The 16114-nt window shown below is 61.8% G+C and carries 13 protein-coding genes; all 13 read right to left on the reverse strand.

The features are described from left to right. Positions 1 to 10 precede the first annotated feature (10 nt). Positions 11 to 958: an acetyl-CoA carboxylase carboxyltransferase subunit alpha gene (locus ACIPOO_RS23895; protein WP_274133876.1), complete on the reverse strand. Its 948-nt coding sequence runs from the start codon at positions 956 to 958 to the stop codon at positions 11 to 13. A 144-nt stretch (positions 959 to 1102) separates the two neighbouring features. After that, on the reverse strand, positions 1103 to 4624 hold the full coding sequence (dnaE, locus tag ACIPOO_RS23900; protein WP_274133877.1) for a DNA polymerase III subunit alpha: 3522 nt from the start codon (positions 4622 to 4624) through the stop codon (positions 1103 to 1105). A 77-nt stretch (positions 4625 to 4701) separates the two neighbouring features. Then, positions 4702 to 5343, reverse strand: a complete 642-nt coding sequence (rnhB, locus tag ACIPOO_RS23905) for a ribonuclease HII (protein ID WP_400610244.1) — start codon at positions 5341 to 5343, stop codon at positions 4702 to 4704. Between the two features lie 11 nt (positions 5344 to 5354). After that, positions 5355 to 6491, reverse strand: a complete 1137-nt coding sequence (lpxB, locus tag ACIPOO_RS23910; protein ID WP_400610246.1) for a lipid-A-disaccharide synthase — start codon at positions 6489 to 6491, stop codon at positions 5355 to 5357. A gap of 2 nt (positions 6492 to 6493) precedes the next feature. Further along, a complete protein-coding gene (gene lpxA, locus ACIPOO_RS23915; RefSeq protein ID WP_274133880.1) occupies positions 6494 to 7270 on the reverse strand; it encodes an acyl-ACP--UDP-N-acetylglucosamine O-acyltransferase in 777 nt (258 codons plus the stop codon). Then, on the reverse strand, positions 7267 to 7707 hold the full coding sequence (gene fabZ, locus ACIPOO_RS23920; RefSeq protein ID WP_274133881.1) for a 3-hydroxyacyl-ACP dehydratase FabZ: 441 nt from the start codon (positions 7705 to 7707) through the stop codon (positions 7267 to 7269). The genes lpxA and fabZ overlap by 4 nt, the downstream gene beginning before the upstream one ends. A gap of 112 nt (positions 7708 to 7819) precedes the next feature. Beyond that, positions 7820 to 8875, reverse strand: coding sequence for a UDP-3-O-(3-hydroxymyristoyl)glucosamine N-acyltransferase (gene lpxD, locus ACIPOO_RS23925; RefSeq protein WP_274133882.1), 1056 nt, complete (start codon positions 8873 to 8875; stop codon positions 7820 to 7822). 4 nt (positions 8876 to 8879) lie between these two features. Further along, on the reverse strand, positions 8880 to 9383 hold the full coding sequence (locus ACIPOO_RS23930) for an OmpH family outer membrane protein (RefSeq protein WP_166593536.1): 504 nt from the start codon (positions 9381 to 9383) through the stop codon (positions 8880 to 8882). A 46-nt stretch (positions 9384 to 9429) separates the two neighbouring features. Further along, a complete protein-coding gene (gene bamA / locus ACIPOO_RS23935; protein ID WP_400610249.1) occupies positions 9430 to 11820 on the reverse strand; it encodes an outer membrane protein assembly factor BamA in 2391 nt (796 codons plus the stop codon). Positions 11821 to 11895: 75 nt separating this feature from the next. Then, positions 11896 to 13248, reverse strand: coding sequence for a sigma E protease regulator RseP (gene rseP, locus ACIPOO_RS23940; RefSeq protein ID WP_274133884.1), 1353 nt, complete (start codon positions 13246 to 13248; stop codon positions 11896 to 11898). 93 nt (positions 13249 to 13341) lie between these two features. Further along, the gene (ispC, locus tag ACIPOO_RS23945) at positions 13342 to 14532 is read right to left on the reverse strand and encodes a 1-deoxy-D-xylulose-5-phosphate reductoisomerase (RefSeq protein WP_274133885.1); all 1191 of its coding nucleotides are present in this window, start codon (positions 14530 to 14532) and stop codon (positions 13342 to 13344) included. Further along, positions 14529 to 15347: a phosphatidate cytidylyltransferase gene (locus ACIPOO_RS23950; RefSeq protein ID WP_274133886.1), complete on the reverse strand. Its 819-nt coding sequence runs from the start codon at positions 15345 to 15347 to the stop codon at positions 14529 to 14531. The genes ispC and ACIPOO_RS23950 overlap by 4 nt, the downstream gene beginning before the upstream one ends. Next, the gene (gene uppS, locus ACIPOO_RS23955) at positions 15347 to 16102 is read right to left on the reverse strand and encodes a polyprenyl diphosphate synthase (RefSeq protein ID WP_274133887.1); all 756 of its coding nucleotides are present in this window, start codon (positions 16100 to 16102) and stop codon (positions 15347 to 15349) included. Before uppS ends, ACIPOO_RS23950 begins: the two co-directional genes overlap by 1 nt. Positions 16103 to 16114 lie beyond the last annotated feature (12 nt).

Raw genomic sequence — 16114 nt, forward strand, 5'->3', positions numbered from 1 at the left:
GCCGCGTCGGTTATACGCCGTAGCTCATCAGACGCTCGTAACGACGAGCCAGCAGTTCATCGTTGTTGAACTTCTTGAGCATCGCCAGCTGGCTGCTCAAGGCTTCGCGGATCGAAGCGGACGCGCCGGCCGGGTCGCGGTGCGCGCCGCCCAGAGGTTCGCCAATCACCTTGTCGACAATGCCCAGGCCCTTGAGGCGCTCGGCGGTGATGCCCATCGCTTCGGCAGCGTCGGGCGCCTTCTCGGCGGTTTTCCACAGAATCGATGCGCAGCCTTCCGGCGAGATCACCGCGTAAGTGGAGTATTGCAGCATGTTCAGCTGATCGCACACACCAATGGCCAATGCACCGCCCGAACCGCCTTCACCGATCACGGTCGCGATGATCGGGGTCTTCAGGCGCGCCATGACACGCAGGTTCCAGGCAATCGCTTCGCTCTGGTTGCGCTCTTCGGCGTCGATGCCCGGGTAGGCGCCCGGGGTGTCGATGAAGGTCAGGATCGGCATCTTGAAACGCTCGGCCATTTCCATCAGGCGGCACGCCTTGCGGTAGCCTTCAGGGCGCGGCATGCCGAAGTTACGGCGAACCTTCTCGCGCACATCGCGGCCCTTCTGATGACCGATCACCATCACCGGCTTGTCGTCCAGGCGAGCGATACCGCCCACGATGGCCGCGTCGTCGGAGAAGTGACGGTCGCCGTGCAGCTCGTCGAACTCGGTAAAGATGTGTTCGATGTAGTCCAGGGTGTACGGACGGCGTGGATGACGCGCCATGCGCGCGATCTGCCAGCTGGTCAGATTGCCGAAAATGCTTTCGGTGAGCGTCTTGCTCTTATCTTGCAGTCGAGAGATTTCATCGCCGATGTTCAGCGAGTTGTCATTGCCTACCAGACGCAGCTCTTCAATCTTGGCTTGCAGGTCAGCAATCGGCTGTTCGAAATCCAGAAAATTCGGGTTCATAGGCATCCGTCTTGGGTCGACGGCCAAGAGGCCGGCCGGTTGATCCGTAAGCGCCATACCTTAATGGAACTGGCGCTGTCCGGTCGAGTTTAAAAAAATGTCGGGCTTGAAAGCGTCGAGTCAAAAAAATCTCATGATCAGCTTCTAGCGATACTGCAGGAAGACGTTCTCACGTCCGAACTGGTCACGCAGGGCCTGAATCAGGCTGTCTGCGGGATCGATTCGCCACGCTTCGCCAAACTGCAACAAGGCGCGGGCCTCCTGCCCTGTGTAATCGAGCGTGATCGGGCACGCTCCCCGGTGCTTCTTGCACAGGTCACCCAGCCAGCGCAGGCGATCACCCTTGAGTGCCTCGCTGCGCACAGTCAGGCGCAAACTTTCGGCAAGGCCGGTGCGCGCTTCCTCAAGGCTCATGACGCGCTTGGCACGCAAGCGCAGGCCGCCTGAGAAGTCATCGGAACTGACCTCGCCTTCGACCACCACCATCGCGTCGGTCTGCAACAGCGACTGCGCGGCCTGGAACGAATCGGCGAACAGCGAGGCTTCGATACGCCCGGAACGGTCGTCCAGGGTGATGAAGCCCATCTTGTCGCCCTTTTTGTTCTTCATTACCCGCAGCGCGATGATCAGCCCGGCAACGGTCTGGGTATCGCGTGCAGGCTTGAGATCGACGATGCGCTGGCGAGCGAAACGACGGATCTCGCCTTCGTACTCATCGATCGGGTGCCCGGTCAGGTACAGCCCCAGGGTTTCCTTCTCGCCACGCAGGCGCTCTTTGAGAGTGACCTCCTTGGCACCGCGATGGTTCGCATAAACATCGGCATCGGGTTCGTCGAACAGCCCGCCAAACAGGTCGCTGTGGCCGCTGTCATGGCTGCGCGCGGTCTGCTCGGCGGCCTGGATCGCCTCTTCCAGAGCGGCCAGCAACACGCCACGGTTGCGGTCGATGTTGGCGTGATACTGCTTGGGCTCGTCATAGAAAAACGGACCAAGACGGTCCAGCGCGCCGCTGCTGATCAGACCGCCCAGGGTGCGCTTGTTGACCCGCTTGAGGTCGATGCGCGCACAGAAATCGAACAGGTCCTTGAACGGGCCCGCCTGACGCGCCTCGGTGATAGCTTCCACCGGGCCTTCGCCCACGCCCTTGATCGCGCCCAGGCCATACACGATGCGGCCGTCGTCGTTCACCGTGAACTTGAACTCGGAGTTGTTCACGTCCGGTGCGTCGAGGCGCAGCTTCATGGTGCGCACTTCCTCGATCAAGGTCACGACCTTGTCGGTGTTGTGCATGTCCGCCGAGAGCACTGCGGCCATGAACGGCGCCGGGTAGTGCCGCTTGAGCCAGGCAGTCTGGTAGGACACCAGGCCATAGGCGGCAGAGTGGGATTTGTTGAAACCGTAACCGGCGAATTTCTCCACCAGGTCGAAAATGTTACCGGCAAGGTCCGGGTCGATATTGTTGGTCTTGCAGCCTTCGATGAAACCGCCGCGCTGCTTGGCCATCTCCTCGGGCTTTTTCTTGCCCATCGCCCGGCGCAGCATGTCTGCCTCGCCGAGGGTGTAGCCGGCCATGACCTGGGCAATCTGCATCACCTGTTCCTGATACAGGATGATGCCGTAGGTCGGCAGCAGCACGGGCTTGAGGCCTTCGTACTGGTAATCGACGTGCGGGTACGAGAGCTCCGCGCGACCGTGCTTGCGGTTGATGAAGTCGTCCACCATGCCCGATTGCAGCGGGCCCGGGCGGAACAGCGCCACCAGTGCGATGAGGTCTTCCAGGCAGTCGGGCTTGAGCTTCTTGATCAGCTCCTTCATGCCGCGGGATTCAAGCTGGAACACCGCCGTGGTTTCGGCTTTCTGCAGCAGGTCGTAGGTCGGCGCGTCATCGAGGGGGATGAAAGCGATGTCCAGCGGCTCCTCGCCCACTTTGGCGCGGTCGCGGTTGATGGTCTTCATCGCCCAGTCGATGATGGTCAGGGTCCGCAGGCCCAGGAAGTCGAACTTCACAAGCCCGGCCGCCTCGACGTCGTCCTTGTCGTACTGGGTCACCAGGCCGCTGCCTTCCTCGTCGCAATAGATGGCGGCGAAGTCGGTCAGCTTGGTCGGCGCGATCACCACACCACCGGCGTGCTTGCCGACGTTACGCACAACGCCTTCGAGCTTGCGGGCCATCTCCCAGATTTCGGCGCCTTCTTCGTCGGTCTTGAGGAAGTCGCGCAGGATTTCTTCCTGCTCGTAGGCCTTCTCAAGGGTCATGCCGACTTCGAACGGAATCATCTTCGACAGGCGATCGGCCAGGCCGAAGGACTTGCCCTGGGCCCGCGCCACGTCACGCACCACAGCCTTGGCGGCCATGGAACCGAAGGTGATGATCTGGCTGACCGCATTACGCCCGTACTTGTCGGCCACGTATTCGATCACCCGGTCGCGGCCGTCCATGCAGAAGTCGACGTCGAAGTCGGGCATGGAAACCCGCTCGGGGTTCAGGAAGCGTTCGAACAGCAGGTCATATTCCAGCGGGTCGAGGTCGGTGATCTTCTGCACATAGGCCACCAGGGACCCGGCACCCGATCCACGGCCAGGGCCGACCGGCACGCCGTTGTTCTTGGCCCACTGGATGAAGTCCATAACGATCAGGAAGTAACCGGGGAAACCCATCTGGATGATGATATCCAGCTCGAAATTCAGCCGGTCAACGTATTCCTGGCGCTTGGCTTCGTAGTTGGGCGTGGTGTCTTTCGGCCACAGTACGGCGAGGCGCTCTTCAAGGCCCTCGAACGAGACCTTGCGGAAATATTCGTCGATGGTCAGGCCATCGGGAATCGGGAAGTTGGGCAGGAAGTGAGTGCCCAGCTTGACCTCAATGTTGCAGCGCTTGGCAATCTCGACGGTGTTCTGCAACGCATCGGGCAGGTCGCTGAACAGCTCGGCCATTTCCTCGGCGCTTTTAAGGTACTGCTGATCGCTGTAGTTGTGCGAGCGGCGCGGGTCGTCCAGCGCCCGGCCTTCACCGATGCACACACGGGTTTCGTGGGCTTCGAAATCTTCCTGCTTGAGGAAGCGCACATCGTTGGTCGCCACCAGCGGCGCGCCATGACGCTCGGCCAGGGCAACCGCCGCGTGCAGGTGTTCTTCGTCGTTGATGCGGTTGGTGCGCTGGATCTCGACATAGAAACGGTCGGGAAAAACCGCCATCCATTCCTTGAGCAGCACGTCGGCCTCGGCCGGATTGCCCCCCAGCAGCGCCATGCCGATCTCGCCTTCTTTGGCGGCCGACAGGGCGATCAGTCCTTCGCTGGCTTCGGCCACCCACTCGCGCTCGATGACCACCATGCCATTGCGCTGGCCGGTCATGAAACCTCGTGAAATCAATTCGGTGAGGTTCAGGTAGCCCTTGGGGTTCATCACCAACAGGCTCATGCGGCTCAACGGCGCATCGCGATCACGCCCGGCCAGCCAGATGTCGGCACCACAGATCGGCTTGATCCCGGCGCCCATGGCGCTCTTGTAGAACTTGACCAGCGAGCACAGGTTGTTCTGGTCGGTCACCGCCACCGCAGGCATGTTCATGGCCGTCAGCGCCTTGGCCAGCGGTTTGACCCGGACCAGACCGTCGACCAGCGAGTATTCGGTGTGCAGGCGTAGATGAACGAAAGAAGCCGGCATAGTGGAGGTGATTCCTATGGCGCACAGAAAACGAAGGCCGGATTGTACCGGCCTCGCAAGAAAACATCAGCCCGCGATCAGTTGAGCGGTAGCGAGGCGAACCCGGTGGCCGTCAACATCTCCCGTGCTTCATAGGCCGCGCGGACCGGTGCGAACGAACGTCGGTGAATCGGCGTCGGGCCCAGACGGGCCAGCGCTTCCAGATGCACCGGCGTCGGATAACCCTTGTGCCCGCCGATGCCGTAGCCCGGATACAGCAACTCCATGGCCGCCATTTCGCGGTCACGGGTGACCTTGGCCAGGATCGACGCCGCGGCAATCGCCGGCACCTGGGCGTCACCCTGAATCACCGGCGCGCTGGGCACCGACAATTGCGGGCAGCGGTTGCCGTCGATCAGCGCCAGCTTGGGGGTGATCAGCAGACCTTCCACAGCCCGCTTCATCGCCAGCATCGTGGCGTGCAGGATGTTCAGGTCGTCGATTTCCTCTACCTCGGCCCGCGCGATGTGCCAGCACAGGGCTTTCTCACGGATCTCGTCGAAGAGCTTTTCGCGCTTGGCTTCGGTGAGTTTTTTCGAGTCGTTCAGCCCCAGGATCGGGCGATTGGGGTCAAGGATCACCGCAGCGGTCACCACGGCGCCACACAGCGGGCCACGACCCACTTCATCGACGCCGGCGACCAGGTCCTCGACCAGATTGAAATCCAAACCCATTTGCATTGATCGCACACTCATGGTGAAGGCGACCGGCCAATCAGGCTCAGCACCGCATCGGCGGCCTGATTGGACGCATCGCGACGCAAGGTACGGTGAAGCGCATCGAAGCCTGCGGTCTGCTCCGCGCCGTTGTCCAGCAGCGGCAGCAGGGTTTGCGCCAGGGCATCGGCAGTCGCCGCATCCTGCAGAAGCTCAGGCACCAGCAAGCGCTGGGCCAACAGGTTCGGCAGCGACACGTACGGACTCTTCACCATCCGCTTGAGTATCCAGTGGGTCAGTGGCGCCAGACGATAGGCAACCACCATCGGTCGTTTGTACAGCAGCGCTTCCAGGGTCGCGGTGCCCGAGGCGATCAAGACCGCATCGCAGGCAGCCAGCGCCACGTGGGAGCGGCCATCGAGCAGGGTCAGTGGCAGGTCGCGCCCTTGCAGCAGCTCTTCGATCTGCGCGCGGCGTTGCGGGCTTGCACACGGCAGGACGAACCGCAGGTTCGGGCGCTGGGCCAGCATTCGCTCGGCGGCCTCGAAGAACAGCGCCCCCAGGCGCCCCACTTCCCCGCCACGGCTGCCCGGCATCAGTGCAACCACTGGCCCTTCGCCCAGCCCCAGTTCAGCGCGTGCCGCAGCGCGATCGGCCTCAAGGGGGATGGTGTCGGCCAGCGGGTGCCCGACGAACCGCACCGGCACGCCTTTCTCTTCGTAGAAACGCGCCTCGAAGGGCAGAAGGGTCAGCATCAGGTCGCAGCCTTCGCGAATCTTCAACACGCGCTTCTGCCGCCACGCCCACACGGACGGGCTGACGTAGTGCACGGTCTTGATTCCGGCCTGACGCAGTTTGAGTTCGATATTGAGGGTGAAATCCGGCGCATCGATGCCGATGAACACATCGGGCTTTTCATCGATCAGGGTCTGGATCAGCAGCTTGCGCCGCGCCAGCAACTCCTTGAGACGCCCCAGCACTTCCACCAGCCCCATGACCGACAGGCGCTCCATGGGAAAGTAGGACGTCATGCCTTCGGCTTCCATGAGCGGACCGCCCACGCCGATGAACTGTGCGTCAGGATGATGAACCTTGATGGCGCGCATCAGGCCCGAACCCAGGATGTCGCCAGAGGCTTCTCCGGCGACCAGCGCAATACGCAGGGCACTCATGGTTAACGGGTGATGCCGCGGGTCGAGTTCTGGATGGACTCAAGGAACAGCGCGACTTCCGGAAACTGTGTAGCGGGTTCGGCCAGTTCCACCACCGCCTGTTCTACGGTCAGGCCCTGACGATAGACCGTCTTGTAGGCGCGACGCAGGGCATGGATGGCATCGTCGGAGAAACCGCGACGGCGCATGCCTTCGAAGTTCATGCTGCGCGCTTCTGCCGGGTTGCCGAACACCGTGACGAACGCCGGGACGTCCTTGCCGATGGCCGTGCCCATGCCGGAAAAGCTGTGGGCGCCAATGTGGCAGTACTGATGCACCAGCGTGAAACCGGACAGGATCGCCCAGTCGGCCACATGCACGTGGCCGGCCAGCGCGGTGTTGTTGACCAGGATGCAGTGGTTGCCGATGACGCTGTCGTGACCGATGTGCGCGTAGGCCATGATCAGGTTGTGATCGCCGATGGTGGTCTCGGCGCGATCCTGAATGGTGCCACGGTGAATGGTCACGCCTTCACGGATCACGTTGTGATCGCCGATCACCAGGCGAGTCGCCTCACCCTTGTATTTCAGGTCCGGCGTATCCTCACCTACCGAGGAAAACTGGTAGATGTGGTTGTGTTTGCCGATTTTGGTCGGCCCGCGCAGGATGACATGCGGACCAATGACCGTACCCTCACCAATTTCCACACCGGGTCCGACGATCGACCACGGGCCGACCTCCACATTGTCAGCCAGGATGGCCGTCGGATCGATGATGGCGCGAGGGTCAATCAAACTCATAGTTTGCGTTCCGCACAGATGATTTCTGCGGAGCATACCGGCTTGCCGTCTACCGAAGCCTGGCACTCGAACTTCCAGATCTGACGCTTGCAGCTCAGGAACTTGGCTTCAAGAATCAGTTGGTCGCCCGGCAGTACCGGCTGGCGGAAACGCAGCTTGTCGGAGCCCACGAAGTAGTACAGCGTGCCATCGGCAGGCTTCACGTCAAGCATCTTGAAGCCCAGGATGCCGGCGGCCTGAGCCATGGCTTCGATGATCAGCACGCCCGGCATGATCGGGTGCGCCGGGAAGTGCCCATTGAAGAAGGGCTCATTGATGCTGACATTCTTGTAGGCACGAATGCTCTTGTTCTCGACATCGAGCGCCACCACACGGTCCACGAGCAGGAACGGGTAACGGTGGGGCAGATATTCGCGGATTTCGTTGATGTCCATCATTTCGAGAGGAAGCCTGTAGTCAATATAGGGAGTGCGCGACGAGTGCGCGGCACTCCTCTGGCAAATCAAGGAGGCAGTTTATCGGCTATGCACACTTGATAAGAAAAAAGTATCAGCCATCAGATGACGCTTTACCGCCTGAGGTCACTGCCTCGACAAGCTTTTCCAACTGCTGCAGCCGGCGCGACATGTCGTCGAGCTGGCGAATGCGTGCGGCGCTCTTGCGCCACTCGGCGGCCGGCTGCATCGCCGTCCCCGAAGAATACGAGCCTGGCTCGGTGATGGAACGGGTGACCATGGTCATCCCGGTGATGAAAACGCCATCACAGATTTCGATGTGCCCGACCAGCCCTACCCCGCCTGCCAGCATGCAGTGCTTGCCGATCTTGGCGCTGCCGGAGATACCGACGCAGGCCGCCATCGCGGTGTGGTCACCCACCTGAACGTTGTGGGCGATCTGGATCTGGTTATCGAGCTTCACACCGTTGCCGATGCGGGTGTCGTCCATGGCGCCACGGTCGATGGCCGTGTTCACACCGATTTCCACGTCGTCGCCAATGGTGACGCCGCCGATCTGGGCAATCTTTTGCCAGACGCCCTTCTCGTTGGCGAAACCGAAGCCTTCGCCACCCAGCACGGCACCCGACTGGATGACCACACGCTGGCCGATGCGCACGTCGTGGTACAGCGTGACGCGCGGCGCCAGCCAGCCGCCTTCGCCGATCACGCTGCGCGCGCCGATGAAGCAGTGGGCGCCCAGGGTCACGCCGGCCGCAATGCGCGCACCGCTTTCGATCACGACATACGGCCCCACGCTTGCAGCCGGATCGACGACAGCATCGTCAGCCACGACAGCAGTGGGGTGAATGCCCGCCGCAGCCTTGGGCTTGGGATCGAACAGGTGCGAGATGCGCGCGTAGGCCAGGTACGGATCGGCGATCAGCAGCGCATCACCCGCATAGCCTTCGGCATCCGCAGGCTTGAGCAGCACGGCAGCGGCGTGGGACGTGGCGAGGAATTTACGGTACTGGGGATTGGCCAGGAAACTGACCTGACCTGGACCGGCCTCCTGCAAGGTGGCAAGTCCGGTAATCTGCTTGTCCGCGGGGCCACGCAGGGTGGCTCCGAGGAACTCGGCCAGCTGGCCGAGCGTGATAGTCGCGGTCATGAATTTACTTCAGCTGGTTCATGCGCTCGATGACCTGGCGAGTGACGTCATATTGTGGCTTGACGTCAATCACGGCACCGCGCTCGAACACCAGGTCGTAACCGCCCTTCTTGATCACTTCTTCAACAGCCGAGTCCAGTTTTGGCTTCAGTTGCTTGAGCATGTCACGGTCAGCGACGGCCTTGGCTTCGTTCAGCTCCTTGGACTGGAACTGGAAGTCACGGGCTTTCTGCTTGAAATCCAGCTCCAGTTTTTCGCGCTCAGGCTGGGCCATCTTGTCGCCACCGGCGACCAGACGATCCTGGATGCCCTTGGCGCTGCTTTCCAGAGCCTTGAGCTTGGTCAGTTGCGGGCCGAATTTCTTCTCGGCGTCGACGGCGTACTTCTTGGCCGCGTCGGATTCGAGCAGCGCCATCTGGTAGTTCAGTACCGCGATTTTCATGTCGGCAAAGGCCGGGCCTGCGACCAGGACCGTTGCCAGCAGAGCCAATTGAGTCAACTTACGCACGATGTAACTCCTACAGAATTCGTTGTCGTTATCAGTGACCAGACCCTTAGAAGGTCTGACCGAGAGAGAATTGGAAGACCTGGGTTTCGGTGTTGTTGTCCGGTTTCTTGACCGGCATGGCCAGAGCGAAGCTCAATGGACCCAATGCGGTGATCCAGGTCACGCCAACACCCACCGAGCTTGCAAGGCCCGAGAGCTCAGGACCGTTACACTCGATCTTCTCGCCGCTGAGTGTGGTCTTCTCCCCACCGCAGTTGGTGTTGAACACGTTACCCACGTCCCAGAACAGCGAGGTACGCAGCGAACGCTGGTCCTTGACGAACGGCAGCGGGAACAGGATTTCGGCACCACCAGTGATCAACACGTTACCACCGAACGGCAGCGGATCCTGATCCGGGTCAGCGAGGGTGCCAGGACGACCGCCCGGGTTGCCTTCGCCGCGGCTAGGCGTACTGCGCGGACCGAGGGTGCTGTCCTTGAAGCCACGTACCGAGTTGAAGCCACCGGCGTAGTAGTTCTCGTAGAACGGCAGGCCCGAGGTCGAACCGTAACCGTCACCGTAGCCCAGTTCCGAGTGCAGGCGCAGGGTGGTGTTGGTGGTGATCGGGTGGAACAACTGGCCGCGGTAGTCGAGTTTGTAGAACGACAGGTCGCTACCCGGAATGGTGGTTTCCAGCGTCAGGCTCTGGGAGTGACCACGGGTCGGCAGCGTGCCTTTGTTCAGGGTCGATTCGGACCAGCCCACGGACGCCTTGAAGTTGGTGAAGCTGTCGCCTTCCTTCTCCAGGAAGTCGAAGATTTCGTCAACGGTGTAGGTACCGGTGTTGATCTGGTCCTGCTGAACCGACAGGCCGAAGTTCAGGCGCGCGGTTTCGCTGATCGGGTAGCCCATGTTGATACCGGCACCCAGGCTGTCGACCGAGTAGCTTGCGATATCGACATCGAGGTCGTCGTAGTTGGTCTTGCGGTAGAACGCACTGTAACCCAGGCTCACACCGTCCGGCGTGAAGTACGGATCGACGTAGCTGAAGTTGTAGCGGGTCTGGTATTCACTCTTGGTCAGGCCGATGCTGACCTTGTTACCGGTACCCAGGAAGTTGTTCTGGCTGATCGAACCACCCAGGATCAGACCCGCGCTCTGCGCGAAGCCCACACTGGCGGTGATCGAACCGGAGGCCTGCTCTTCCACGGCGTAGTTCACGTCGACCTGGTCGTCGGTGCCCGGCACTGCCGGTGTTTCGACGTTCACTTCCTTGAAGAAGCCCAGGCGGTCCAGACGGGTCTTGGACTGGTCGATCAGGTAGGTGGAAGCCCAACCGCCTTCCATCTGACGCATCTCACGACGCAGCACTTCGTCCGCGGTCTTGGTGTTGCCACGGAAGTTGATGCGGTTCACGTAGGCACGCTTGCCCGGATCGACGGCGAACAGGATGTCGACGGTGTGGTCTTCATCGTTCGGGGTCGGCACGCCGTTGACGTTGGCGAAGGTGTAGCCTTCGTTACCCAGGCGGCGGGTGATCAGCTCGGACGTGGTGGTCATGACCTTGCGCGAGAACACCTGGCCAGGCTTGACCAGCAACAGCGACTTGACCTGGTCCTCAGGGACCTTGAGGTCACCGCTGAGCTTGACAGACTTGACGCTGTACTTCTCACCCTCATGGATGTTGACGGTGATGTACACGCTCTTCTTGTCAGGCGTGATGGACACCTGGGTCGAAGCGATATCCATGTTGATGTAGCCGCGGTCCAGGTAGTACGAACGCAGGCGTTCCAGGTCGCCGGACAGCTTTTCACGGGCGTACTTGTCGTCGTTCTTGAAGAAGGACAGCCAGTTGGTGGTCTTCAGTTCGAACAGGTCGGTCAGGTCTTCTTCCTTGAATACCGAGTTGCCCACCACGTTGATGTGCTGGATGGCTGCGACCGCGCCTTCGTTGATGTTGATTTTCAGGCCCACGCGGTTGCGCGGCTGAGGAACGACTTCGGTGGCGACTTCTGCCGAGTAACGACCCTGGGCCACGTACTGGCGCTGCAGTTCGTTACGCACGCCTTCCAGGGTTGCCCGCTGGAAGATCTCGCCTTCGGCCAGACCCGACTGCTTCAGACCTTTCATCAGGTCTTCGGTGGTGATCGCCTTGTTGCCTTCGATCTCGATGCTCGAAACGGACGGACGCTCGACCACGGTGATGACCAGCACGTTGCCGTCACGGCCCAGCTGGATATCCTGGAAGAATCCGGTTTTGAACAGAGCGCGGGTGGCATCGACGAGATGCGCATCATCGGCGGTCTCACCCACGTTCAACGGCAGCGCGCCAAAGACGCTGCCGGCGGATACCCGCTGCAGGCCGTTGACACGGATATCGGAGATAGTGAAGGACTCGGCGTGAACTTCGGCGATCATCAGTGCGGAAAGAACCGCAGTTAGCAGCAGACGTTTCATGAAGTCCTTTCTTATTCCAACTGGCAATAAACAAACTGCCGCAAAATGCGGCAGATTCACAATTCGGCGTAGCTTTTACAGTCGTCCCAGATCGTTGACCAGTGCGAGCAACATGACTCCGACCACCAGGCTTATACCGATCTGGACCCCCCAGCCTTGAACCTTTTCCGACAGCGGACGACCACGCGCCCACTCGATCAGATAAAAAAGCAAGTGCCCCCCGTCCAACACTGGAATGGGCAGCAAATTGAGAACCCCCAGGCTTATGCTCAGATAAGCAAGGAAATTCAAGAAGTCACCTACACCTGACTGGGCCGAAGCGCCCGCCACTTTAGCAATGGTTATCGGTCCGCTCAAGTTTTTTACCGAGAGCTCGCCGAACAACATTTTCTTCAGTGAATCGAAGGTCAGTACGCTCATCGTCCAGGTACGGCGCGCGCCCTCTGCCACGGCAGCTACAGGGCCATAACTGACCTCGCGGAGCATTTCCGGTGGCCAGTCGACACCTTTGACCCCGGCACCCAGATACCCGGTTGCCGCCTTGCCTTCACCGCGCGCGGCCAGGGTGACAGGCACGTCGATTGTCGCACCATCGCGCTCGACACTCAGTGAAATTCGGGTATCAGGACGGACACGAACCCGATCCACGACCTCTTGCCACTCACCCAGCGGCTGGCCGTCGAGGGCCAGCAGGCGGTCACCGGTCTTCAGGCCTGCGGCCTGGGCCGGGCCCTTGGGATCGAGCTCGGCCAGCACCGGAGGCAGCGCCGGACGCCACGGACGAATGCCCAGCGAGCGGATCGGATCGGGCTCATCCACGCCCTTGAGCCAGTTATCCAGCGCCAGGGTGCGCGGGGTATCGACATCCGAGCCCTTCTCGCGGACTTTCAGCGCAATGCTGCCGCTCTCGCCCAGGCGGCGTACCAGTTGCAGGTTCACAGCCGCCCAGCCGCTGGTGGCCTCGCCATCAACGGAAACAATTTCCTGGCCCGAAACCAGACCGGCCTTCTCGGCGATGCTGCCCGCCTCGACGCCACCAATGACCGGGCGCACCTGCTGGCTGCCCAGCATGGCCAGCACCCAGAAAAACACGATGGCCAGCAGGAAGTTGGCAACCGGGCCGGCGATGACGATCGCGATGCGCTGATACACGGACTTGCGATTGAAGGACTGGTCCACCAGCTCGGCAGGTACTTCGCCCTCGCGCTCGTCGAGCATCTTGACGTAGCCGCCCAGGGGAATGGCGGCCACCACGAACTCGGTGCCGCGACGGTCGTGCCAGCGCAACAGCGGCATGCCGAAGCCTACGGAGAACCGCAAAACCTTGACGCCACAGCGCCGCGCCACCCAGAAGTGGCCGAACTCGTGAAACGTCACCAGTACACCCAACGCAATCAGGGTGCCGACAATCATGTATAGCGCGCTCATCGCTGTTCTCCGGGTACCGGCATGGCGAGGGCTACGGACAGCGTCAAGCTGCTCGTGCGCCTTGCCAGGCCTGTGCCTGTGGGCATTTGTCGCTTACCGCCCGTTCCGGCTGAGCCACTGCTCAGCCAGCGTTCGCGCCCTGGCGTCGACCTCGAAGACCGTCTCCAGCTCGTTCAGGGCAACCACAGGCTCTATGTTCAGGACTTCGTCGATCATACTCGCGATTTCAGGGAAGCGAATGCGCCGATCCAGAAACGCCGCCACGGCGACCTCGTTGGCGGCATTCAATACTGCCGGGGCGCTGTCGCCGGTCTGCGCAGCTTGCCGCGCCAGACGCAGGCAAGGGAAGCGCAATTCGTCCGGAGCCTGGAAATCAAGCCGGGCAATGCTGAACAGATCCAGCGGCGACACACCCGAATCGATCCGCTCGGGCCAGGCCAGCGCGTGGGCGATCGGCGTGCGCATGTCGGGGTTGCCCAACTGCGCCAGCACCGAGCCATCCACGTAATCGACCATCGAATGAATTACGCTTTGCGGGTGAATCACCACTTCGATATTCGCAGGGGCCGTGTCGAACAGCCAGCAGGCCTCGATCAGCTCAAGGCCCTTGTTCATCATGCTGGCCGAATCCACGGAGATCTTGCGCCCCATGGACCAGTTCGGGTGCGCACAGGCCTGATCCGGCGTGACATGCTCGATGTCGGCCAGAGGCGTTTCGCGAAACGGTCCGCCCGAGGCAGTCAGCAGAATGCGGCGAACGCCCACCTGATCCAGGCCGTTGGAGTAGTTGCCCGGCAGGCACTGGAAAATGGCGTTGTGCTCGCTGTCCAGCGGCAACAGGATGGTGCCACTGCGGCGCACGGCCTGCATGAACAGGGCGCCCGAGGTGACCAGGGCCTCCTTGTTCGCCAGCAAGACCTTTTTGCCTGCCTCGACAGCGGCCAGCGTAGGACGCAACCCTGCCGCGCCGACGATGGCCGCCAGCACAGTATCCACCTGAGGATGGGCAGACACCTCGCACAGGCCGCCCTCCCCTACCAGCACCCGGGTGTCCAGGCCGGCGGCGCGCAAGTCATCCTGCAACTGCCGGGCAGCGGCCGTAGTCGGCACAACGGCGAACTGCGGGGTGTGGCGAACGCACAGCGCCAGCAACTCGGCGATACGGGTGAAGCCCGTGAGGGCAAACACCTGATAGCGCGAAGGATGGCGGGCGATGACGTCCAGCGTGCTCAGCCCGACGGAGCCGGTAGCCCCCAGGACCGTGATCAGTTGCGGCTTGCTCACATCAGGCCCCAGTCTTTGGCGGCCCAGAGCAGCAGGGCGAACACCGGGATCGCCGCGGTCAGGCTGTCGATGCGATCCAGCACGCCGCCGTGGCCAGGCAACAGGTTACTGCTGTCCTTGATCCCCGACTTGCGCTTGAACATGCTCTCGGTCAGATCGCCGACCACGGAAATCAGCACCACGATGGCGGCGCATACCAGGGCGAACAGGATTTCCCCAACGCCCCAGCCGCGAACAACGCCCACCACGGCGGTAATCACCAGGCAGGTTGCCAGGCCGCCGTAGAGGCCTTCCCAGCTCTTGCCGGGGCTGACTTTCGGCGCCAGCTTGCGCTTGCCGAAGGCCTTGCCGGAGAAGTAGGCACCAATGTCGGCACCCCACACCAGGATCATGACGGCGAGAATCAGCCAGTTGCCCATCGGTTCGAGCTTGATCAGCACCAGCCCTTGCCAGGCCGGCAGCAGGATCAAAAGGCCGATGGCCAGTTTGTAGATCACGCTGGACCAGTGTTCGCTGGACTCGGGGTACGTCAGCACCAGCCAGGTTGCCGCCAGCCACCACAACAGCGCAGCGACCAGGATCCACGGTGCAAGGCCGGGCAGCAGATACAGCAGGAACAGCAGCACGCCGACCACTGCCGCGAACAGCACGCGGGCCGACTGCGCCTCGAAACCGGCAAGGCGCGCCCATTCCCAGGCACCCAGCACCACCACTGCAGCGATGAACAGCGCAAAGCTGCCACCCTCGAGCAGAAAAAAGCCGCACAGGGCCAGCGGCGCGAGGATCAACGCTGTGATGATTCGTTGTTTGAGCATTAAGCGCGGGCTCCAGCTTCTACCTGCTCGCTGGTTTTCCCGAAGCGGCGTTGGCGCGAAGCGAAATCGGCCAGCGCATGGCGCATGGCATCGTGTTTGAAGTCCGGCCAGAACAGGTCGGAGAAGTACAGCTCGGCGTAGGCCAGCTGCCACAGCAGGAAGTTGCTGATGCGATGCTCGCCACCGGTGCGGATGCACAGGTCGGGCAGCGGAAGGTCGCCCGTGGCCAGGCAGGTCTGCAGCAACTGCGGGGTGATGTCTTCGGGGCGCAGATGGCCGGCCTGAACCTCACGCGCCAGGCGCTGCGCAGCCTGGGCGATGTCCCACTGACCGCCGTAGTTGGCGGCGATCTGCAAGACAAAGCGGCTGTTACCGGCAGTGCTGGCTTCGGCTTCGCGAATGGCGGCCTGCAGCTCAGGGTGAAAACGCGAGCGATCGCCGATGATGCGCAGGCTGATGCCGTTCTCGTTCAGGCGCTTGGTCTCGCGACGCAAGGCCGTGAAGAACAGCTCCATCAGCGCGCCGACCTCTTCGGCCGGGCGCTGCCAGTTCTCGCTGGAGAACGCGAACAGGGTCAGCACCTCGACCTTGGCCTCGGCACACACCTCGATGACCGCCCGAACGGCGTCAACTCCCGCCTTGTGACCCGCCACGCCTGGCAACAGGCGCTTCTTGGCCCAGCGATTGTTCCCATCCATGATGATCGCGACATGACGCGGTACCGACGACGGCACAGCCAGCTTTGTCTTTTCCATGAAAGCTTCCCG

Origin of the sequence: Pseudomonas sp. NPDC090201, from assembly GCF_044746825.1 — a bacterium.
GTDB classification, from domain to species: Bacteria; Pseudomonadota; Gammaproteobacteria; order Pseudomonadales; family Pseudomonadaceae; genus Aquipseudomonas; species Aquipseudomonas putida_AD.